Here is a 23,133-nt window from a genome sequence, read left to right as displayed (position 1 = left end):
TAGGGAATGGATTTTTTTAGATTTGAGCAAAATAATAAAGAAGCTGCTTCATTAACATCAGAAATCATATTTTAGGAAATTGGTGGTAACCTGTGAATGAGAAACTTTTGTATGTGGGATGCAACAGTGAACTAACGAATGATGCTGTCGCAGCGTTGAAGCGTCAGAGTTACGAAGTACATCTTGTTCATAATTATTTAGAGGCCATTAAATATGCTGAGGAACATGAAATAGACATGTTTATATTGGACATGAAGGATATGGACTCAGATTATAGGGTGATTAGACGGATCAGGACAGGAGGAAGAAGATTCCCAGTCATCGTGTTATCTTACAGGGTTAGGACGGAAGATGTTGTAAACGGCTTTGCCGCAGGTGCTAATGACTATATAAATAAGCCTTGTGAAATTGCAGAATTGATAGCACGTGTTCAGAACTTATTGGAGCTATTCTCGACCGAAAGGGAGCGTTATATAGCTCCTATGATCGTTGGGGATCTATGCATAGAACCAAGTAGTAGACTGGTAATGCGTGGTGAAGATGTTATTTCATTGTCCCCAAAGGAATATGAACTATTATTATATTTAGTGAGGAATGTGAATCATGTATGTAGTCGAGATGATATCCTTACCCACGTGTGGAATCACGATTTTATAACGGGGACAAATGCAGTAGATGTGTATATATGGCATCTAAGACTTAAATTAGACAAAAAATATAGTCATAAATTAATTCATTCCGTTCGTGGTGTGGGTTATATATTAAAAGAGCCTTAAGTGAACAAACGGCTGTTTGGTTGGTAGGGGAGAAAAAGGAATAGTTACATATTTATTATAAGAATATGTTGTTGCCATTTCAGTAAAGAAGCAAATTGACCAAGGTGGTGATGTGCTTCATTGCCACGCACCATTGCCAACCTGACATGCTTGAGATCATAATCAAAGAAAAAATTAAAACCGACAATCATAATGATTGTCGGAATATTTAAACTGAACTTCTATTAGATCCAATCTAACGGTTCCATAGCTCAGTTGAATATGATGTTGGTGTTGATAACCTAAAGAACGCGGCGTGCTTTCAAGTAAGTCTTTTTCCAGTTGCCTTTGTTTATATCAGAGATCATAACTCCAGGGGAGCCGTACGTATGCAGCATTTTTCCGCTTCCGATGTATATACCAACGTGAGTCACATTTCTACCGTTAGCACGACCACCGCTAGAGAAGAATACTAAATCACCAGCTTTTAGATTCGCTTTGGATACAGCTTTACCAACTTTAGATTGTTGGACAGATGTGCGAGGTAATGTTACGCCATATTTGCTGTAGATGCGCTTCATAAGTGAAGAACAATCAAAGTTAGCGGTAGTAGAAGTTGAAGCACCGAACTTGTAGGGTTTACCCATAAATTTCTTACCATAATTGATTATATTTTTTGCTTTAGTTGAAGAGATAGTTGAAGATGTAGCAGCTTGAGAAACCTCTGCACCTACTGCGAGCATAGAAGACATTGCGATAGTAGAACAAATTCCGACAGTTGCAATTTTTTTAATCCATGTGTTATTCATGATGTTGTACCTCCGTATATAATTTATATTTGATAGTTTCTATCTAGTGATGGATGAGTGTAACCAAGTGATGAATGAATGGGCTGAGTATAACCAAGCGATTGACTGTGTTAAGCAGGTGATGGACTGAGTATAACAGTTTTGTAACGTCCTAAAATATGGATTCACCCTCGAAAAAACCTACATACCAACACTTTGAGTCACTTTATTAAAAAACAATTAAAAGTTACAAAATATTAATTAATACACTAGAAATACATTTTAAAAGCCGCAAATCCCTAATGAACTAGGAATCTGCGGCTTTTAAATGTAGATACAAATAGTTACAAAAATGTATTGTTCTAGTCCTTACTCTGGATGACAAGCAGAAGTCCATCCTGAATGGATACCGTAGCCTTGTCTGCAATAAGACGGTTGCTAATCCCTAAAGAATGGCCCATCGTTAGCGTCGCATTAGTTAACGGGTATTCAAAACCCTTCAATGTAATGCCAGTTACCTCTAAGGTAAGCGGGAGTAGAGAGACATATGTATAACCAATACGGTTCACCTCAAGAATGGAGTTCGTAATGTTGATACAGTTATTGGCGTCCATAATCATGCATGAAGTGTGATGTTCTAAGGATAGCTTTAACATCTGAATGTTCGCTAAAGTATGATCAAGACGTGTGCCGGTTCCTCCAATAATGAGAATCTGCGTGGGTTTTTCTTTGAGGGCTATTTCAAAAGCAAGTTCAGTATCTGTAAGTGCTTTATCTATAGGGTCGCAAGAGAGAATATTACCACTCATGGATCTAATCTTATCTTTTTCTTCATTAGTAACGGAATCAAAGTCACCTACAGATATATCCGGATGTAGTCCATGTTCTATAAGAAAAAGAGCGCCTCGATCAGCTCCAATGATGAAGTCATTGGATTGAATTTCGTTTAGAAAATCAACAGATAAGCTTCCACCTGAGAAAATGATAACTCGTTTTTGATTCATTCGGTTCTCTCCTCAACATTCTTCGATAGTGTAGATATAATGAACGGGTTGAAATTATAGTATAATTCAGATTTTATAGTTGCACAATTTCGGTTGTCACGGCTACAATGGTGACAGCATCATGTTAGGAAAGAGGTAGCTATTGTGGATATGCATGTTTTTGAAGTATTAAGCATCATCGGCACAATTGCTTTTGCCATGTCAGGAGCTTTTGTAGCGATGGAAGAAGAGTATGATATTCTGGGTGTAGTAGTGTTAGGTCTCGTGACTGCATTTGGTGGTGGAATTATCCGTAATGTACTCATTGGCGTACCTGTAACTTCCTTGTGGAGTGAAGGTCTCCTAATTCGGCTGGCGCTAATCTCGATTGGTATCGCCTTTGTACTTCCACTTGCTTGGATTAAGCATTGGAAAAGAACGGAGGCTTTATTCGATGCCATTGGTCTATCCGCATTTGCAATCCAAGGAGCTATTTATGCTACCGAAATGAAACACCCTCTGATTGCAGTCATCGTTGCGGCTGTGTTAACCGGTAGTGGTGGTGGAATCATTCGAGACATGCTTGCAGGTCGCAAACCGCTTGTATTGAGAGATGAGATCTATGCTGTATGGGCGATGATAGCTGGTGCCGCGGTCGGTCTTAATTGGCTACATACTACTTGGCAACTCTTAGGCTTATTTGTAGCTGTTGTCATATTCAGAATGTTCTCGGTATTCTATAAATGGAGATTACCTCGACGGTCATTACATCCCAACAAAGGTGTCGATACGGACACCAATCACGTGCAAATTTAGGAAGGAAGAGTGAAGTGATTAACGTTGTATTCGTATGTCTAGGCAACATCTGTCGTTCTCCAATGGCAGAGGCAGTACTTCGGAACAAAATTGCCAGCAAAAACTTACAAGGGCAAATTTCCGTAGATTCAGCTGGAACAGGGGATTGGCATATTGGTCATCCGCCACATGAAGGAACTAGAAAGATTCTGGATGAATATCAAATTAGTTATGAAGGCATGATCGCTCGACAAGTTACGAGTCAGGATTTCGATCAGTATGATTATGTTCTGTGTATGGATCAAGCTAATCTTGGGAATCTGCGAAAGTTACCAGGTGGAGAGAATGCTACAATCATTCCTTTTATGGAACTATTACCTGATGAAGTATTGCGCGAAGTGCCTGATCCGTATTACACAGGTAACTTTGAAGAAGTCTATGCGCTAATCGATGCCGGGTGTGGTGTGTTACTGGACATGATAATCAAAGATAAGCTATAATTTACTTACAATGGCATGTAGAAACATGCCGTTTTTTAGCGAACTGACTGTAAGCGCATTCAGTATTCGTTAGAAAAAAGGGTGAACGAATAACCAGAGAAATGATTATGAGGTGTTCACCCAGACTTAAACTAGAAATGTTCATAGATTAGACTAATTTAGAACTCCTTGAATATTTCGAGGTTTTTTTTATGATTTCAAGAAATACATAAGGGCATCAGGCAGTTCATTTTGCCAAAAACCCCATTGATGCCGTCCTTCCTTCTCATCATAATGTATTTTGGCTCCACGTTCTTCAAGTAGGATTTTAGTATCGCGATTAAGTTGAACAAAGTTGTAGGTACCTGTATCCGCTTGAAATTCAGTCTCCTGTAGTCCTACAATCATATAGATACTCAGCCAGGATAAATCTTGCTCTAAGGCAATAATTTCTTGGGATGCTTCATAATAGGCACCTGACATACTTATGACACGTGTGAAAAGATGAGGATAAAGTAATGCCAGATGAAGCGAAACGCTTCCCCCGAGAGAGTCACCTGCAATGATTCTTTCTTCGGGCGTTTGGCGCGCATGATATCTCTGTTCTACATAAGGGACAATTTCTTCAGCAAAGCAAGACACGTAGTTGTCAAACCGGCTTCCAAATGGAGCATATTCTTGAGTTCGAATGGAGGTATCAACTTCTACTCCTACTATTATAAAAGGTTCTACACCTTCATCTAGAATAAGCCGATTTGCATGAGTGGCTATTCTACCGAAATTGAAAAATTCTTCTCCATCTTGGCAGTAAACGACAGGATAGCTAATAATTTCGTTATATCCTGGAGGTAAATAGATTCGAAGATTTCGAGTCTCGTTCAGATACTTGCTTTGTATTTGTTCTTTTACTATAGTACGTTTTAAATAACGAGAATCAGTCATTAATTTCCACCATCCCAAGAGGTTATTTTTTTGCAATCAAGAAAACAATAAGTTAAGATAAGTTAGTCTGTTATACGAAATTCTCTTTAAATATCGTTAAAACTGTTATACCATTATTCATACCCTGTTATACATACAAAATTTCAAATATTGAAATTAAATGTGGATTGTCTTTGACGTATCGAATAGAACAGGTGTATAATAATCCTATAACAGGCGCACATGATAATCAAATTTTTTTGTTGAGGTGAAGAAAATGAGCAAGGTTCCTTATGAAGTGTACACAGAGGAAGTAGAAGCCCTATCGGTTCTTTCTCCAGATGGTGAAATTATTAATAAAGATATGATGCCGAAGCTTACCGATGATCAATTGAAAGAAATTATGTACCGTATGGTATTTACTCGTACTTGGGATGACCGTGCAGTGAATTTAGGTCGTCAAGGTCGTCTAGGTTTCTATGCTCCTGTATCTGGTCAAGAAGCGACTATGGTCGGAAGTGAATTTGCACTTGAAAAAGAAGATTTTGTATGTCCTGGATATCGTGATATTCCACAGCTAGTATGGCACGGATTACCACTTTATCAAGCATTTCTTTATTCCCGTGGTCACCAACATGGAGGTCAAATTCCAGAAGGTGTCAACGTATTGATGCCACAAATCATTATTGGTGCACAAATTCTACATGCAATGGGTATTGCAATGGGATACAAATTAAAAAAACAAAAAAATGTAGCTATTGCATATACAGGTGACGGTGGTTCATCTGAAGGTGATTTCTACGAAGGTTTGAACTATGCAGGAGTATATAAATTACCTGTTATTTTCTTTGTTCAAAACAATGGTTATGCCATTACAACACCTTTCGCTAAACAAACAGCTGCTCTTTCAATTGCACACAAAGCTGTTGCAGCAGGTATTAAAGGTATTAAGATTGATGGTATGGATATATTTGCTGTCATTAGTGCTGTTCAACAAGCTGCTGAACGTGGCCGTAATGGCGAAGGCGCAACATTGATTGAAGCTGTAACTTATCGTTTCCGTCCACATTCCTTGTCTGATGATGCTAGTAAATATCGTACAAAGGAAGAGGAAGTAGAGTGGAGCGAAAAGGATCCGATTGCACGTTTTGCTAAGTATTTGGCGAAAAAGGGTCTTTGGACTGATGAAGATACTGCACGTGTAAGAGAAGAAGCTAAGGCTGAAGTGAATGAACAAATCAAAAAAGCAGAAAAAACCGAAAAAATGACTGTATCCGGCCTAATTGACAGCATGTTCGAGAACACACCGGAACATCTGGAAAGACAAAAAGCCGATTTCGAATAGTATTAATTTAAGTTCTTAAGTTTGTAATGATACGTGAACCGTGAATGTTTAAGGAGGATACGAAGCAATGGCACAAATGAACATGAAAGAAGCAATTCGCGATGCGATGCGCGTTGAATTGGAACGCGATCCTAACGTTCTAATCTTCGGTGAAGATGTAGGTAATGTTGGTGGTGTTTTCCGTGTAACAGAAGGTTTGCAAAAGACTTTTGGGGAAGAACGTGTATTTGATACTCCATTAGCTGAATCCGCTATTGGTGGTTTGGCAGTAGGATTAGGAATTCAAGGATTCCGTCCAATCGCTGAAATCCAATTTGTTGGATTTATATTTGAAGCACTTGATCAAATGGTGATTCAAGCGGCTCGTATGCGTTACCGTTCAGGTGGACGTTACAACGCACCGATCGTTTTCCGTACACCTTTTGGTGGCGGAGTTAAAGCAGCAGAACTACACACGGATTCCTTGGAAGGTTTGTTTACTCAAACACCGGGTATTAAAGTAGTTGTTCCATCTAATCCTTATGATGCAAAAGGACTTCTAATCGCAGCAATTCGCGATAACGATCCTGTATTCTTCATGGAGCATTTGAATCTTTATCATGCTTTCCGTGCGGAAGTACCAGAAGGTGAATATACGATTGAACTTGGTAAAGCTAACATCGTTCGTGAAGGATCTGATGTGACGATTATTTCTTATGGAATGATGGTTCATACAGCGACTAAAGCTGCGGATGAGTTGGAGAAATCAGGGATTAAGGCTGAAATTATTGACTTACGTACGTTGAATCCACTTGATATTGATACAATCGTTACTTCTATTAAGAAGACGAATCGTGCGATTGTTGTTCAAGAAGCACAAAAGAGTGCAGGTATCGCTGCTGAAGTTATTGCACAAATCAATGAAAATGCAATTCTGCATCTAGAAGCACCAGTTCTTCGTGTGGCTGGTCCAGATACAGTCTATCCATTTGCTCAAATAGAAGATACGTGGCTTCCAACACCGGCTCGTATTATTGCTGCTGTTAACAAAGTGTTGGAATACTAAGAGTCTACAGTCATATTTAAAAGGAGGTAATATCATTGGCTAAATTTGAATATCGTTTTCCTGAGTTAGGCGAAGGCTTACATGAAGGCGAAATTATTAAAATGCATATTAAACAAGGTGACAAGGTTACAGATGATGATATCGTTATGGAGGTACAGAATGACAAGGCAGTTGTTGAAGTTCCCTGCCCAGTTAACGGTACTGTTCTAGAAGTCCTTACTAAAGACGGACAAGTGTGCCGTGTAGGTGAAGTGGTAGCCATTATCGATGCAGAAGGTGACGTTCCTGAACAAGAAGGTTCATCGGAAGATCATTCTACACAAGAAGCAGATGCAGCTAAAGGTAGTGCAGATACTACTTCTTCTCCAGCACAAAGCAGTCCTGCTGATGCAAAAGATGGTGGAGAATCATCCGTTCCAGCAGCACCTAACAAAGATGTTCTAGCTACGCCAAGCGTACGTAAATTCGCACGTGAACAAGGTGTTGAAATTACGAACGTTAATGGTACTGGCAACAACGGTAAAATCACTAAAGAAGATGTTGAAGCATTCAAGAATGGTGGAGGCGTTAAAGCCGAAGCAACTCCAGAAGCTAAACAATCACCATCAACTTCATCAGCTGCCGCTGCGGTTAATGTTAGTGCAGAAGAAGATCGCGTACCTTTCAAGGGTGTTCGTAAAATCATTGCTAATGCCATGGTTAAATCTGCATACACAGCTCCTCATGTAACGATTATGGATGAAGTAGATGTAACTGAATTGGTATCATTCCGTACGCGTATGAAACCAACAGCAGAGAAAAAAGGAATTAAAGTAACCTATCTTCCATTCATCGTTAAGGCATTGGTTGCGGCTAGTCGTCAATTCCCTGTTCTTAATGCTATGATTGATGAAGAAACAAATGAAATTGTATACAAGAAATACTACAATATTGGTATTGCTACAGACACAGAAGGCGGCTTGATCGTTCCTGTCATTAAAGATGCAGATCGTAAGAGCATTTGGATGATTGCTGATTCCATTCGTGATTTAGCAACTCGTGGACGTGATGGTAAGTTGGCAGCGAACGAAATGAGAGGAAGCACAATTTCTATCTCTAACATCGGGTCTGCTGGGGGTATGTTCTTCACACCAATCATCAACTTCCCTGAAGTTGCGATCTTGGGTACTGGACGTATTTCTGAAAAAGCTGTTGTCAAAAATGGCGAAATCGTAATTGCACCAGTTATGGCACTATCTCTAAGCTTTGACCACCGTATTATCGATGGTGCAACAGCTCAAAACTTTATGAACTACATTAAATCGCTGCTCAATAACCCTGAGCTGCTAGTTATGGAGGTTTAATCATGGTAGTAGGAGATGCTTCTTTAGATATCGATACGTTAGTCATTGGTGCCGGCCCTGGTGGTTATGTAGCTGCTATCCGCGCTGCACAATTGGGTCAAAAAGTATTAATCGTAGATAAATCAACTGTTGGTGGTGTGTGTCTTAACCGTGGTTGTATTCCATCCAAGGCATTGATCGCAGCAGCTCATCAATATGAGTCTGCTCAGCACGGTGCTGCATTCGGTGTAACTGCTGAGAACGTGAAAGTTGATTTTGGTAAAACTCAAGAATTCAAAAACGGCGTGGTTAAGAAATTAACAGGTGGCGTTGCTGGTTTGTTGAAAGGTAACAAAGTTGAAGTTTTCAATGGTGAATGTATGTTCATCAGCGAGACTGAAGCACGGGTCTTTAATGACCACGAATCTCCTCGTTACCGTTTCAAGAACTGTATTATCGCAACAGGTTCACGCCCAATCGAACTTAAACCATTTCCATTTGGTGGACGTATCATGTCTTCAACTGAAGCCTTAGATCTTCCTGAAATTCCGAAGAGCCTAATTGTTATTGGTGGAGGATACATCGGAGCTGAGCTTGGTCAAATGTTCTCTAAATTTGGAAGCAAAGTTACGATTATTGAAGGTCTTGAGTCTGTGCTTAACGGATTCGACCCAGATATGACGAAGATGGTTGTTAAGAACATGAATAAAACAGGTGTCGAAATTATCACGAATGCAAAAGCAGAAAGTGCTACACAAACGGATAAAGACGTTACTGTGAAATATAGTGTAGGTGGAGAATCCAAAGAAGTAACTGCTGATTATCTGCTAGTTACGGTTGGACGTCGTCCAAATACCGATGGTGAACTTGGTTTGGATCTAGTAGGTATTGAAATGACTGATCGTGGACTTGTAAAAGTTGATCATCAAGGACGTACGAACTTCCCTCATATTTTCGCTATTGGTGATATCGTTGCAGGTCCTGCATTGGCTCACAAAGCATCTTATGAAGGAAAAGTAGCTGCAGAAGCAATTGCAGGTCATCCTTCCGTAGTAGACTACAAATGTATCCCAGCAGTGGCCTTTACAGACCCTGAATGTGCAAGTGTAGGTTACACAGAAAAAGAAGCGAAGGATAAAGGCTATAAAGTTGTTGTAGCTAAATTCCCATTTGCAGGTAATGGACGTGCGTTATCTTTGAATAGCCCTGATGGGTTCGTGAAACTGATCTCTGAAGAAGGTACAGATCTTGTACTTGGATGTCATATTGCAGGTCTAGAAGCTTCTAACTTGATTTCTGAGCTTAGCTTAGCTATCGAAATGGGTGCTACCCTTGAAGACATCGCGTTGACTATTCATGCTCACCCAACTTTAGGTGAAATTGTGATGGAAGCTGCCGAATTGGCACTTGGAAATCCGATTCACATGATCGCACCGCGTAAATAAGTTCTGATTTAATATCATAGAAGAAGGAGCATATGATGCTTCTTCTTCTTTTTTTTTATTGAAAATACATAAGTTAGTTCTGTAAATTATCCATGATTTGTAGTTATCAGATTGGCGTGAACATGTTACACTTATAGGTACGTTAAGAAGTCAGATCATTCCCTTTTTAATCAGAAATAAGGCTCTAATTCACCATCACTTCGGACTGAGAAACTGAATTTATGCTTAATGCATGTATGATAGATGAAAGGTGTGAGTAATACATTGAAGAATTATTTAGAGTTGTTGCAGGATGTATTGGAACATGGATCTATAAAAGAAGATCGAACAGGAACAGGAACCACATCTGTATTTGGTCGTCAGCTTCGTTTTGACCTATCGAAGGGTTTTCCGCTTTTGACAACGAAAAGAGTTCATATCAGATCTGTGGTTCATGAATTGTTGTGGTTCATTAGTGGGGATACGAATACTAGGTATTTGAAGGAGAATGGCGTATCCATTTGGGACGAGTGGGAAGATGAGAACGGGGAGTTAGGTCCTGTCTATGGCTCACAGTGGCGTGCGTGGGAAGCACCGAATGGTGAACGAATTGATCAAATTGCGAATGTCATTGAGGCTATTAAGAATAATCCGGATTCACGACGTCACATCGTTAGTGCATGGAATGTAGCAGAAATAGATAATATGAAATTACCTCCGTGCCATTTTGTATTTCAATTTTATGTAGCCAATGGAAAACTGTCTTGTATGCTAACGATGCGGTCTGTGGATACCTTCCTAGGACTTCCATTTAACATTGCGAGTTACGCACTCTTAACTCATATGGTAGCGCAGCAGTGCGGGTTAGAGCCAGGAGAATTCATATGGTCTGGTGGAGACGTGCATATTTATTCAAATCACATGGAGCAAGTTCAGACGCAATTACAGCGTGAACCTTTTGAGTTACCTATTCTAGAAATCAAGCGTAAGCCAGAATCTATTTTCGATTATCAATTTGAAGATTTCGAATTTCTCAATTACAAGCATCATCCAGGGATAAAGGCGCCTGTAGCGATATAAGAGGAGGATAAGTGCAATGAGAATTACAATGATCTGGGCCATGGGGCGTGGCGGAATCATGGGGAAAGATAATGATATGCCGTGGCGTCTACCACGTGATATGGCATTCTTTAAAGAGCAGACACTTGGGAAAGCTGTCGTTATGGGGAGAAAGACTTGGGAGTCTTTTGGAAGTAAACCACTAAAAAATCGGACGAACATTATTATGACGCGTGACCTTGGGTATACGACACCAGGTGCGCACATTATTCATACACTAGAAGATGCAAAGACATTTGCACTAAATGATGAACTTATTATTATTGGTGGAGCGCAAATCTATGAGGAATGGTTGCCATTAGCTAACCAACTCATTGTAACTAAGATCGATGAAGATTTCGAGGGAGATATTGTATGTCCAGAGATAGATTGGTCACAATGGGCACTCATTGAGCAAATACCAGGCGTCCATGATGACAAAAACCCGTATCAATATAGTTTTAATTTCTATGAGCGCATTCAAGATTAGCATGCCACACCATGTAAACTGTGTGTTAAATAGTACAAATAAATAGGCGGATAATCCATTTATCATTCAAACTTCCAAATGCTAAAATTATTTATAAGATATTTTAAGTGAATGTATATTTATGTGACATTATATATAGTTATGCTGACATTTGAGAAGTGGGGGAATGGGTTCATGTCTACACCAACAGGATTTATGGAATATAACCGTCAACTGCCTATTGACCGGGATCCAGCAGAACGAATTAAGGACTGGGAAGAATTTCACAAACACATGTTAGAAGAAGAATTACGGACACAGGGATCACGTTGCATGGATTGTGGCACACCCTACTGTCATTCGGGAATTGATATGGCCGGTGGAACGTCGGGATGTCCCGTAAACAATTTAATTCCAGAGTGGAACAATCTTATCTATCGTGGATTGTGGAGAGAAGCACTTGATCGTCTTCACAAAACGAATAATTTCCCTGAATTCACGGGTCGTGTTTGCCCAGCCCCATGTGAAGGATCATGTACAGTAGGCTTAATCGGTGAGCCAGTGACAATCAAAACTATAGAGCAAGCAATCATAGATAAAGGGTTTGAAGAAGGTTGGGTAGTTCCACATCCACCTGAGAAACGTACGGGCAAGAAAGTGGCTGTTGTAGGATCGGGTCCAGCGGGTCTGGCAGCTGCAGCCCAGCTAAACAAAGCTGGCCATTCGGTTACTGTATATGAGCGTGCTGACCGTATCGGAGGCCTCCTCACTTATGGTATTCCTGCAATGAAGCTTGATAAAGGGGTAGTACAACGACGTGTAGATTTACTTGCAGCCGAAGGAATACAATTTATTACCAATGCAGAGATCGGCGTAAATATTCCAGCTCAGCAATTGGTGGATGAGTATGATGCTGTGGTACTATGCGGAGGCGCTACAAAGCCACGTCAATTTGAGATTGAAGGTAGTCAGTTGAACGGTGTGCATTATGCTATGAACTACTTGAATGGAACGATCAAGAGCTTTTTGGATTCGGACTTAGAGGATGGACAATTTATATCTGCTAAGGATAAAGATGTCATTGTTATCGGTGGCGGAGATACAGGGTCAGACTGTGTAGCTACAGCGTTGCGTCATGGATGTAGTAGCATCACTCAATTTGGGACCCATGATAAAGCGCCACTAGAACGTGATCCAATTGCTAATCCATGGCCACAATTTCCAAATGTGTATACTCTTGATTATGCACAGCAAGAGGCTAAGGCAATTCATGGAGAAGATCCACGTGAATTCTCTATCATGACGACACAATTCGTTGGTGATGATGAGGGTAATCTGAAAGAGTTACACACCGTACAAATTCAACGGATCGTAGATGATACAGGCCGTAAAATCTATCAACCTATTCCGGGAACGGAACGTATTTTCAAAGCACAATTGGCATTTATCGCTATTGGTTTTGACGGGCCGGAGCAAACGTTGATCGAGAAATTAGGTTTGGACACGGATCGTCGCTCGAACGTAAAAGCAATCAAAGGTAAATACAAGACCAATCTTGATAAAGTATTCGCTGCAGGTGACATGAGACGCGGACAAAGCTTAGTTGTGTGGGCTATCAATGAAGGCCGAGAGGCTGCTCGTGAAGTAGATAAATACTTGATGGGTTCGACGGTACTTATGTAAATAGTAACGGATTGTATAAATGAAGATATACAGACACTTTAACGAAGTGTTTGTATATCTTTTTTTTATTTCATTGACGATTAAGTATGAGAAATAGCAAGTGAGGTGATGGAGTTAAATTATCATTTTAGGTATTTAGACTCAGTAATATTGTCTAATTATTTAAATTTAGTTCTTTTGGATTAATTTATTGAACCGGGTCTATACATATTTAGGGGGAATGTGTCGATATAATGTCATAGACTGTCGATTGATGATCGTCAGCATAGAATTTTTAACACAAGTCGACTGGAGGAAATAAGCGTGTTCTTTTCACTTCGTAACAAATTATATTTAAGCTTTTGTTCAATCATTTTATTATTTTTGGTGGCAGTGATTATTTCAACGAATATGACGCAGCGTATTGTTGATTTGACAAGTGATATACTCGTGTCGGAGAAACGATTAGAATCTGTGCAACGGCTTAATTTGTTCGCTAGAACAGCTAATGATGATGGGGCACACTATTTACTTGCACCAGAGCATTTGAAGGGAAACTTCAAAACTCGATTTGAAGCGGATATAGAGTATTTGGATAAAGAGCTTGTGCGCTTGGAAGCCATCACTTCTGAAACCGAGGGCAAAAAGCAGATTAGTAAGTTTAAGGATAAATGGAACATTTATTTGAAAGATACTAATGAAACGATGGCTTTGATGGAAAAGGGGAATGAACTTCTAGCACAGCAGCAGTTCACAAGAGATTCTTTTGATCCCATATCATTCTCTTTGCTTTCATTTATTAAATCCGAGCAGGCAGAAATTGAGAAATCAGAGAGTGAAATCATTAGCAACAGCCAAAAGGCTCGTCTGGTGAATTACACTATGGCTGGAATTGCGATAGTGCTCTCTCTGATTATTGCTTATGTACTATCGAAATATCTAACTAGACGTATAACGGTATTGAAAACATCAGCTCAGACCGTTGCAGAGGGCAATCTAGCCATTCCGGAATTGCGTTTCAAAGGTAAGGATGAATTGAGGGATCTATCCAATGCATTCAATACGATGACTCAATCCTTACGTTCAGTGATCAGTAGTGCCGGGGATGTTTCGATACAGGTGGCAGCTTCTTCCACTCAGCTGCAAGCAAGCGCTGAGCAGACCAGTTTGGTGACTGAACATATAGCCACCATTATACAGGAAATTAATATTGGAACAGAACACCAAGCTACTCTTGTAGAGGATAATATGTCGGTCATTACCGAACTTTCCAATAACGTATATCAGATTGCTGCTAATAGTCAGGTAGTTCTAGAAGTCGTCAACACCACTTCGCAAACGGCATTACAAGGAAAGAGTGACCTTGTGAACGCCATGCAGCAGGTTCGGGTTATCGAAGGAAGTAACGGTAAACTTTCCGAAGTGATCGTTGGACTTAATGAACAGGCGAGTCAAATTGAACAAGCTATTCAGTTCATTATGAATATAGCTAAACAAACGGAAGTGCTGGCTCTGAATGCTAGCATTGAAGCAGCACGTGCAGGTGAACAAGGGCGTGGGTTTGCGGTCGTTGCTAGAGAGGTACGTAACCTTGCAGAAGAGTCCAAAGCATCCGCGCATCAAATCTCGGACCTGGTAACCGGTATTCAGGTGGAGATTGATACAGCTGTGACAGAAATGACGCATGGAACATTGGAAGTACAAAAAGGGATTCAACTGATTGAGGTGGCCGGTCAATCCTTTGAGGGAATTGTGAGTTTAATCCAACAGGTGCAGAATGACACAGAAGAGGTAACGGGATCAACCGCTCAGATTATGGTGAATACTGAAAAAGTTGTTGCGAGCATCACGCGTATTTCCAATATAGCCAAAGAAAATGCATCGGGTACACATAGTGTTTCAGCTTCTACTGAGCAGCAGCTTGCTTCCATGGAAGAAATCTCAGCATCATCTACATCTTTGGCTAGCTTGGCAGAAGAATTAAGTGATTTGATCGGTAAATTTAAATTAGAAAAAGATAAGGGTGTATGAACAGGATGAAAAAACTACTAACAGCAAGTATTCTGCTTATGATGTTTATCCTCACTTCTTGCTCAGAGTTAGCGGAACAGCCAGTCACATTAACGTTTTGGAGTACTACAGATGGTGAGGAAACAACATTTTTTCAAGAACGTATCAATGCTTTTCAGAAGGAACATCCCAATGTGAAGGTTACAATGGTTCAGGTTCCTTTTGCTACAGCTTCGAATCAGTTTAAGACAGCGATGTTAGGTAGCCAAACAATCGATGTGTTCCGGTCAGATAATTCATGGATACCCGAATATGCCGATCTGGATATACTGTACCCATTGAATACGTTGGCTTCTGATGCAGATCTGTCCAGTTACGTTGAATCCGCCCTAAAGTCTGATGAATATCAGGGTAATCTGTATGGTTTGCCATCCGTATTGGAAGCGCCAGCGCTTTTATACAACAAGCGGTTACTGAAGGAAGCGGGCTATTCAACACCTCCTGCCACGATGGACGACTTATTTGGAGTCGCTAAGGCTGTTACTCAAAAAAACCGATATGGCATTTATATCTCTGAAAATTCCTATTATGCTTTACCGTATCTTTGGGCATTCGGAGGAGGCACAATCACGGATGACCGAAAAATAGAGATAGCGTCGGAAGACTCGAAGAAAGGCTTCGAGTTCATGCTCAAACTGAGACAGGAAAAGGTGACCCAACCTTATCCAGATTTTACTGACTCCTATAATAAAATGATGAATGATTTTAAAGAAGGCAAGTCAGCTATGATTATTAATGGTCCATGGGCTGTAACGGATGTTCTGACAGGAAGTGAATTCAAGGATGCAACCAATCTTGGAATCTCCCAGATCCCTAAAGGACCCAAGGGACAGGGATCTCCGATAGGTGGACATAGTTTGGTGATCTCCAAATACAGTAAAGTTCCGCAGGAAGCTTATGAATTAATCCGTTATCTAACGAGCGCTGAGACGCAATTGTTGCAATCACAAAAGCTTAAGACACTCCCGACGCAAGTGAGCGTCTATGAAGATGAGATGTTGGCGAGCGATCCGATTGTGCAAGGGTTTAAGGAGCAGGTAGATACAGCGAAGGCGCGTCCTTTGATTCCGGAAGGAGCACAAATGTTTAACGATTTCTCTCCTAACCTCACCGATATTCTGCTCGGAAAACAAACGGTACAAGAAGGGGTTACCCATATTGAGACAGCCTGGAAAAGTCTCCTCAAAATAGATTGATAGACGAAGTTTATATTACTCAACTATTAATTGGTAAGAGAGAGGCTAAGTAACAAGAGGTAAGTTTGTATAGAATTGAATTTTAAAGTACAACAATGAGCAAGGCTGCCTCGGCAGCCTTGCTCATTTTATTAAAAGCAGGATAGTTAAATTAATAATTGTTTTTTACCAGCCAAATCTTTCATGGTTTGTTATTATAATAATGAATATGAGTATAGAGTTCAGGGTTACTCATGTCGAACAAGGGCTAATTTTTTCATAATAAGGGGTGTTGCTAAAGTGAGTATTGACCTACAGGAATGGATTATAGAAGCAGATATTACAAGTATGCAGACAGCGATGGAGGCAGGTTCTTTAACTTCAGAACAGCTCGTCCAAATATATTTAGATCGAATAGATAAGTACGATTCGAGAATTAACTCGATATTAGAAATAAATCCAGATGCGATACATATAGCGAGAGCTTTAGACAAAGAGCGTATCGAAAAGGGAAGTCGTGGAAGATTGCACGGTATTCCTATTTTATTGAAGGATAATATAGATACAGGGGATAATATGCATACCAGTGCTGGGTCGGTAGCGTTAGCTGAATCAATGGCGGCTAAGGATTCATTTATAGCTGCAAAGCTTCGCTTAGCAGGTGCTGTTCTTCTCGGGAAAACAAATATGTCTGAATGGTCCAACTTCATGTCTAGTAAGATGCCTGCGGGGTATAGTTCACGAGGTGGGCTTGTTCTAAATCCATATGGTCCAGGGGAGATATTTATTAGTGGGTCTAGCTCAGGACCGGCTGCTGCTATAGCTGCAAATTTGGGAGCAGCGGCGATAGGGACGGAAACAGCAGGTTCTATTGTTGGACCTGCAAGTCAGAATTCTCTAGTAGGGATTAAACCTACTGTCGGATTAGCTAGCCGAACAGGGATTATCCCTATTTCTAGTAGTCAGGATACGCCTGGACCTATAGCTAGAACGGTTTCAGACGCAGCTATTATCTTAGGTGCATTAACAGGGGTTGACGAGTATGATCAGGCTACGTGTGCGAGCACAGGTGTTACTTTTCAAGATTACACACCTTTTTTAGATGTGAATTTTATACGTCATGCAAGAATAGGTATTCCAAGATACTATTATAATCATTTAGACGAGGAAAGACTTGTGATTATGGAAGCTGCCATTACGACCTTGAGAAACGAAGGTGCCACAATCGTAGACCCAGTGACGCTACATGTCGAACATAATAATTGGAATAATGATGTCATCTGCTATGAGTTTAAGAAGGGTCTTAATCAGTACTTATCGCAATTAGCTGATTCCGCGCCGATTCATTCTTTGCAAGAATTGATTGAATATAATGAGAAACATGCGGACGTAGCTTTACAATATGGGCAAGATACGCTCATCAGATCAGAAGAAACAACACTGACCGAACAAATCTATTTACAGAAAAAGCAGGCGTATGATGAGTTAGCGCTAAGCCAAGGGATTGATGCTGTGTTAGAAAAATATAGTCTAGATGCATTAATGTTACCTGGAGATGTGGATGGAATGTACATTGCAGCACGATTGGGTTACCCTTTGATTTCTGTTCCGGCAGGTTATTCATCCCATGGCATGATTGACGCAGATGGTGATTCAACAAAAGGTCCATTTGGAGTGGTCTTCTCAGGTAGAGCATTTAGTGAACCTACGTTGATCAAAATTGCATACGGATTTGAACAAGCGACAAATCACCGTATTCCACCTCAGTTGGATTGAATTTGAATGAGAGCAAGGATCATGATAAGTGAGTCTATCATCGGCGTAGACCTTGGTGGAACCCATATCAAGTCGGCTATTTTCAATACGGAATTCCAAGTCATACATGAATGAAGTGACCGCACAGAAGCAGCAAAAGGTCTATCTATATTCTCTCCAAATTTTCCAGAATGGGAGAACATTCATGTTGTGAATTACATGAGAAGTGAGTTTGCTTTCCCTGTTTATATCGATATTTGGAGGAAGGTGAAACGAGCATCATTCAAAAATGTGTTGAAGATGATCCAACTAAAATAACAGCCAAAATAATTTCAGAAGCTTACAACTTAGGGGATTCCTTAGCCATAAATGTTATGCATGAAATAGGTAATATTCTTGGATTCGGCCTCTCTAGTGTAATCAATCTATTAAACCCGGAAGTCATTATCGTCGGGGGGTGGAATGTCGGCAGCTGTGTACGCCAATCGTAAGATGTCTTCATAAGTAAAGGGGGTGACATGATTCCCCAACCTCTGATATACTTTGGGTATTAATGGAAAATAGCTAAGCTGAGAATAGTTGAGATGAGAAAGGTGAGATGAGGAGCATGGCTCAAGTGAAAGTTTTTGGACTTAAGGAGAATTTGAATCCGATCAAGGGAAGATTATCGGAAATCATTCATGATTGTGTAGTGGAGGCTTTTAAATATCCATTGGACAAGAAGTTTCATCGGTTTTTCCCAATGGATAAGGAAGATCTTTGTTACGCCTCTGACCGAACAGAAGCATATACGATTATCGAAATAAGCATTTTTGAAGGACGTTCAGTGGATTCCAAAAAAAAATTAATTCGATTACTTTTTAATAATATCCATAACCATTTGCAGATTACTCCGCAGGACGTAGAAATAACGATTGTTGAGAGTCCAAAGTCGAATTGGGGAATTCGTGGATTACCTGGTGATGAACTGCAACTTAACTATAATGTTAATGTGTAGTTAATTAATACAAAGGCGAGTTCGTCACAAATTGTAGTTGAGCTGAGAAAGGTGAGATGAGATGAGTCTAGCAGAGGTAAACTTAAGTCGTGTTGTTTTTATTGGGAGAACGTTCGATGAATACTTGAAAATATTTAACCTAACGAGAGAAGAATTAGCGGGGAGAAAGATATTAGATTGTCCTGCGGGTGCGTGTTCTTTTACAGCCATTGCTAACCAGAATGGTATAGATGTAACAGCTACGGACATTGCGTATTATCATCCTGTTAATGAACTTGAGAAGAAGGGCTTAGAGGACATTGAACATGCAATAGAATACGTGGAGAAGTTACAAAACGATTATGTATGGAATTATTTTAAGTCAATCGCGGAGCTTAAACAACATAGAGTACAAGCATTGACGGAGTGCGTGCGAGACATGAAACACTCACCAGCGCGTTATGTACCCGCATTTTTACCGGAACTTCCATTTTCAGATCGAGAAATTGAGTTAACGTTATCGGCACATCTGTTGTTTATGTACGCAGACAAGTTAGATTATGATTTTCATATGAAGACTATACAAGAACTTATGAGAGTTACGCAGAAAGAAATTCGTATCTTTCCCCTAGTGGATGGATTAAGCAGAAGATATGAATATTTAGATGAGATACTTGCATTCATACACGCCCAAGGGTGGACGACAGAAGAAATAAAGGTTCCTTATGAATTTCTAAAGGGTGCAAATACGATGTTGAAGATAAATAGGGGAAAAGGGTGAATTTATGAAATTAACAATGAAGTACATTATCTTATATGTGAACGATTTTGACAAAACCATGGAGTTCTACAAAGGTATTCTTGGGTTGCCCGTGAAGATGCAGCAGGATACTTATGTTGAATTTGATACGGGTGCAACGACTTTATCTATTAACACACGTAAGTCAGTCAACGAGATTATTGGTTTAGATATTCCAGAAGAGGTTGCTTCAACACAAACATTTGAGATCGGATTTGTAGTAGAAGATGTTGCAGCTACAATCGAATCGCTACGTGAACAAGGGGTTATCATCATCAAGGAACCTGTTACCAAGCCATGGGGGCAAACCGTTGCTTACGTTGCAGATCCAGATGGACACTATATTGAAATTTGCACTTCTATTGGGTAAGTGAGTATTTCTTCGAGCTATTAGAAATGAACGAACTTTAGCCCCTTCATAGAGGGGGGCTTTTAATGCTGTCTTGAGTCGAAAAATGTGAGATCTTCAATTCTTGTTTTTTAGATTAGGGCATAGGCACAAACAATTGGTTTGATATGTTATTTATCCACTCATAAGTGAAAATACCTATGAGGATTATAGATATAATACTTGCAGTAACCTTATTGACCTTAGGTATTAACCCAATAAGTTTGTACATAACTATAAAGCCTAATGTCGTTACCAGTAGAAATAAAAAGACAATCACCCAAATCATATTTTTCCTCCTTTTTACTAGTACTCCTATTACGCATATGTTTTGTTTAATTGTTACAAAGATACACCAAATACTCCCAAGAGTACAATTTATAAACATTACATAACAATTCTAAGCGAAACTCAGTACATAGGACCGTACGTTCGTAAAAAAGGATATTGATGTTCACAAGAATCGGACAAAATCCGATTTTTTGTGCTATAATAATCAACACAGCAAGAAAGAGAAGAGGACTTTTGCATGTGGCAAAAGTCCTCTTCTTAACGGAGTGGGGCCTTTATTATAAAGTGTTTACCGCAACGGAAAGAGAGGGGATTTTCCGCTTGAAGACGCTTGTTATCGCCGAAAAACCAGATATGGGACGTAATATTTCTGCCGTGATTGAACCACGGGCGAAGAACTCACGTACTTATTTGGAAGGAGACAATTATATTATTACTTGGGCGATTGGACATCTGGTTGGCTTAGCTGACCCTGAAGCATACGATCCCAAATATAAGAGATGGAATTTTCGTGACCTACCGATTTTACCCGAATCGTTCAAAATAGTACCTCATCCCAAAACGAAGGACCAGCTCAAGACGATTGGAGAGTTGGCTAAACGTTGTGATCGTATCGTTAATGCTTGTGATGCCGGGAGGGAAGGGGAGTACATATTTGCGTTGATACAGCAGCAACTAGACCTTAAACAGCCTGTGAAGCGATTGTGGATATCCGATTTAACCTCGGAGAGTATTTCACGTGGATTTAAAGAGTTGAAGGACGGGGCAGAATTTCATAATTTAACACAAGCGGCACGTGCGCGGAGTGAAGCGGATTGGTTGATCGGAATGAATGGATCAAGAGCTTTTACGACTCGACATAACACACTGCTAACTGTTGGACGAGTTCAGACTCCTGTTTTGGCACTTATCTACGATCGACAGAAAGAGGTTGAAGCTTTTGATTCGCTAACCTATTTCGATGTCAAAGCTAACTTTAGACAAGAGACATTAGAGTATGTGGGTTCGTGGCAAGGTGACCGACTGACCTCAAAGGAAGCAGCCGAGCGGATCTCCACCAAAGTGAAGGGGAAGAAGGGTACAATTGATAAGTATGAAGTGAAGGAGACGAAAGAGTATCCTTTTAAATTGTATGATCTGACACTACTCCAACGGGAAGCGAATGCTAAATTTGGCTTTTCCGCTAAGCATACGTTAGATATTGCTCAGGCTCTTTATGAGAAGCACAAAGTGATCTCGTATCCGCGTACGAACTCTAACTATGTGACGGAACAGAATATTGAGGGTATGCACAAAGCGCTAAATATGCTGAAATCGACGACTTATAAAGAGATGGTAGAAGGAGCAGATGCCAATCTTGTTCATAAAAATAACAAGTCAGTCTGTAATCCAACCAAGGTGGAGGATCACCATGCCATTCTACCTACATTGAAGAAACCCGGCTCATTAAGTAAAGATGAGCAGCAATTATACGACTTAGTGGTGATCCGCTTTTTATCACAGTTCTACCCGCCTGCGCTGTACAAGCAGCACACGGTTCTCACCTTAGTAGAGGGAGAAATGTTCAAGACAGGAATTAAGGAGTTGCTCTCATTAGGTTGGAAGGTTCTGATTAAGAGCGAGAAGACGGGGAGTAAGTCAGGTAAGGGTGGCAAGAACGAGGAAGAAGATGAGAATGTAGAGTGGAATGATCGTGTCTTCACCATTGATAATGATCAACCTGTGGAATGCTTCGATAGTGAAGCGAAGGAGAAGGCAACACAGCCACCTAAGAGCTTCACCGAGGGTACACTTCTGAAAGCTATGGAGAGTGCTGGAAAGAGCATTGAGAATGATGAATTACGTGATGCAATGAAGGATAGCGGACTTGGAACACCGGCTACACGCGCCGCAACCATCGAGCGTCTCAAAAAAGTTGGATATATTATCATGCAAGGTAAAAGAATAACGATCACCCAGAAAGGTAGATCAACGATTGAGTTGATTCGGCTAGCGGGGATCGAGTTACTGACATCGCCAGAAATGACAGGTCAGTGGGAACGTAGATTGCATCAAATTTCTAAAGGGGAAGCTGCCTCTGAGAAATTTATGGATAATGTTCAGAAATTCACAATATCTATCATTGATAAAGTATCTACACAACGATCTGCACCTCCGTCCTTGTTTGGTAGTGAAGACACTGGGAACACGGTAAAAGGGAGTCAGACTAAGACCAATGCTAAGTCTAAGGCAACGAGCAAAGTCACAACTTCGACTAAGGCTTCTTCTTCAGCTCAACCCGGAGAAAGACAGGAGTTAGGAACGTGTCCTAGAGAGGGTTGTATGGGACATATTATAGAAGGCCGCAAAGGTTACGGCTGCAATCGGTTTAAAGAAGGCTGCGGGTTCGTAATATGGAAAGAACATGAAGGTAAGATAATCACATTATCTATGCTTAAGTCGCTACTGTCTTCCGGCCGCACACAACTGCTTAGTTTTAAAGACAACGATGGGCAAGCTTACAAAGCACGTATAGTGTTAGAGAATCAGGCGACGGGTAAGCTTGTGCTTGAATCGCAGGAATAGATTGGATTAATGGGCACTAAGACAATAA

At 40.4% G+C, this 23,133-nt stretch carries 21 protein-coding genes; 18 read left to right on the top strand and 3 right to left on the bottom strand.

Features of this window, described 5'->3' with window-relative positions:
- Positions 1 to 92: 92 nt before the first annotated feature.
- The gene (locus J2T13_RS09770; protein ID WP_429370691.1) at positions 93 to 776 is read left to right on the top strand and encodes a response regulator transcription factor; all 684 of its coding nucleotides are present in this window, start codon (positions 93 to 95) and stop codon (positions 774 to 776) included.
- Between the two features lie 281 nt (positions 777 to 1,057).
- Here J2T13_RS09770 and J2T13_RS09765 read toward each other — a convergent pair whose 3' ends face one another.
- Both J2T13_RS09765 and J2T13_RS09760 read right to left on the bottom strand, forming a co-directional pair.
- Positions 1,058 to 1,507 carry a C40 family peptidase gene (locus tag J2T13_RS09765; RefSeq protein ID WP_429370835.1) on the bottom strand — a complete coding sequence of 150 codons (450 nt, stop codon included), beginning with the start codon at positions 1,505 to 1,507 and terminating at the stop codon, positions 1,058 to 1,060.
- A gap of 398 nt (positions 1,508 to 1,905) precedes the next feature.
- The gene (locus J2T13_RS09760; protein ID WP_429370689.1) at positions 1,906 to 2,547 is read right to left on the bottom strand and encodes a thiamine diphosphokinase; all 642 of its coding nucleotides are present in this window, start codon (positions 2,545 to 2,547) and stop codon (positions 1,906 to 1,908) included.
- 150 nt (positions 2,548 to 2,697) lie between these two features.
- Here J2T13_RS09760 and J2T13_RS09755 point away from each other — a divergent pair, with 150 nt between their 5' ends.
- Positions 2,698 to 3,342, top strand: a complete 645-nt coding sequence (locus J2T13_RS09755; protein WP_429370833.1) for a trimeric intracellular cation channel family protein — start codon at positions 2,698 to 2,700, stop codon at positions 3,340 to 3,342.
- Between the two features lie 14 nt (positions 3,343 to 3,356).
- Complete coding sequence (locus J2T13_RS09750; RefSeq protein ID WP_429370688.1) at positions 3,357 to 3,821, top strand: low molecular weight protein-tyrosine-phosphatase; 465 nt, start codon at positions 3,357 to 3,359, stop codon at positions 3,819 to 3,821.
- Positions 3,822 to 4,010: 189 nt separating this feature from the next.
- Here J2T13_RS09750 and J2T13_RS09745 read toward each other — a convergent pair whose 3' ends face one another.
- Positions 4,011 to 4,742: an alpha/beta hydrolase gene (locus J2T13_RS09745; protein ID WP_429370687.1), complete on the bottom strand. Its 732-nt coding sequence runs from the start codon at positions 4,740 to 4,742 to the stop codon at positions 4,011 to 4,013.
- A 256-nt stretch (positions 4,743 to 4,998) separates the two neighbouring features.
- Between J2T13_RS09745 and pdhA the strand changes: the two genes are divergently transcribed.
- From pdhA to J2T13_RS09670, 15 genes are all read left to right on the top strand, one after another.
- The gene (pdhA, locus tag J2T13_RS09740; RefSeq protein ID WP_429370685.1) at positions 4,999 to 6,066 is read left to right on the top strand and encodes a pyruvate dehydrogenase (acetyl-transferring) E1 component subunit alpha; all 1,068 of its coding nucleotides are present in this window, start codon (positions 4,999 to 5,001) and stop codon (positions 6,064 to 6,066) included.
- Between the two features lie 67 nt (positions 6,067 to 6,133).
- Complete coding sequence (locus J2T13_RS09735; protein WP_429370683.1) at positions 6,134 to 7,111, top strand: alpha-ketoacid dehydrogenase subunit beta; 978 nt, start codon at positions 6,134 to 6,136, stop codon at positions 7,109 to 7,111.
- Between the two features lie 35 nt (positions 7,112 to 7,146).
- On the top strand, positions 7,147 to 8,454 hold the full coding sequence (locus J2T13_RS09730) for a dihydrolipoamide acetyltransferase family protein (RefSeq protein ID WP_429370682.1): 1,308 nt from the start codon (positions 7,147 to 7,149) through the stop codon (positions 8,452 to 8,454).
- 2 nt (positions 8,455 to 8,456) lie between these two features.
- The gene (gene lpdA, locus J2T13_RS09725) at positions 8,457 to 9,878 is read left to right on the top strand and encodes a dihydrolipoyl dehydrogenase (RefSeq protein ID WP_429370680.1); all 1,422 of its coding nucleotides are present in this window, start codon (positions 8,457 to 8,459) and stop codon (positions 9,876 to 9,878) included.
- A gap of 264 nt (positions 9,879 to 10,142) precedes the next feature.
- Entirely contained in the window at positions 10,143 to 10,937 is a 795-nt protein-coding gene (locus tag J2T13_RS09720; RefSeq protein WP_429370678.1) for a thymidylate synthase, read from the top strand.
- Between the two features lie 16 nt (positions 10,938 to 10,953).
- The gene (locus J2T13_RS09715; protein WP_429370676.1) at positions 10,954 to 11,445 is read left to right on the top strand and encodes a dihydrofolate reductase; all 492 of its coding nucleotides are present in this window, start codon (positions 10,954 to 10,956) and stop codon (positions 11,443 to 11,445) included.
- A gap of 174 nt (positions 11,446 to 11,619) precedes the next feature.
- Positions 11,620 to 13,107, top strand: a complete 1,488-nt coding sequence (locus J2T13_RS09710; protein WP_429370674.1) for a glutamate synthase subunit beta — start codon at positions 11,620 to 11,622, stop codon at positions 13,105 to 13,107.
- Between the two features lie 366 nt (positions 13,108 to 13,473).
- Entirely contained in the window at positions 13,474 to 15,117 is a 1,644-nt protein-coding gene (locus J2T13_RS09705) for a methyl-accepting chemotaxis protein (protein ID WP_429370672.1), read from the top strand.
- A gap of 5 nt (positions 15,118 to 15,122) precedes the next feature.
- On the top strand, positions 15,123 to 16,352 hold the full coding sequence (locus J2T13_RS09700; protein ID WP_429370670.1) for an extracellular solute-binding protein: 1,230 nt from the start codon (positions 15,123 to 15,125) through the stop codon (positions 16,350 to 16,352).
- A gap of 279 nt (positions 16,353 to 16,631) precedes the next feature.
- A complete protein-coding gene (locus J2T13_RS09695; RefSeq protein ID WP_429370668.1) occupies positions 16,632 to 18,107 on the top strand; it encodes an amidase family protein in 1,476 nt (491 codons plus the stop codon).
- A 236-nt stretch (positions 18,108 to 18,343) separates the two neighbouring features.
- On the top strand, positions 18,344 to 18,577 hold the full coding sequence (locus tag J2T13_RS09690) for an ROK family protein (protein WP_429370666.1): 234 nt from the start codon (positions 18,344 to 18,346) through the stop codon (positions 18,575 to 18,577).
- Positions 18,578 to 18,693: 116 nt separating this feature from the next.
- Positions 18,694 to 19,083 carry a tautomerase family protein gene (locus J2T13_RS09685; protein ID WP_429370665.1) on the top strand — a complete coding sequence of 130 codons (390 nt, stop codon included), beginning with the start codon at positions 18,694 to 18,696 and terminating at the stop codon, positions 19,081 to 19,083.
- Positions 19,084 to 19,144: 61 nt separating this feature from the next.
- Entirely contained in the window at positions 19,145 to 19,843 is a 699-nt protein-coding gene (locus J2T13_RS09680) for an SAM-dependent methyltransferase (protein WP_429370663.1), read from the top strand.
- A gap of 4 nt (positions 19,844 to 19,847) precedes the next feature.
- Complete coding sequence (locus tag J2T13_RS09675; RefSeq protein ID WP_429370661.1) at positions 19,848 to 20,231, top strand: VOC family protein; 384 nt, start codon at positions 19,848 to 19,850, stop codon at positions 20,229 to 20,231.
- Between the two features lie 630 nt (positions 20,232 to 20,861).
- Positions 20,862 to 23,105, top strand: a complete 2,244-nt coding sequence (locus tag J2T13_RS09670; protein WP_429370831.1) for a DNA topoisomerase 3 — start codon at positions 20,862 to 20,864, stop codon at positions 23,103 to 23,105.
- Positions 23,106 to 23,133: the final 28 nt, after the last annotated feature.

This window comes from Paenibacillus sp. DS2015, from assembly GCF_050433705.1.
Lineage (GTDB): Bacteria > Bacillota > Bacilli > Paenibacillales > Paenibacillaceae > Paenibacillus_AQ.
Note: the sequence above shows the minus strand (reverse complement) of the source record. Positions and strands in the feature narration are given on the sequence as shown.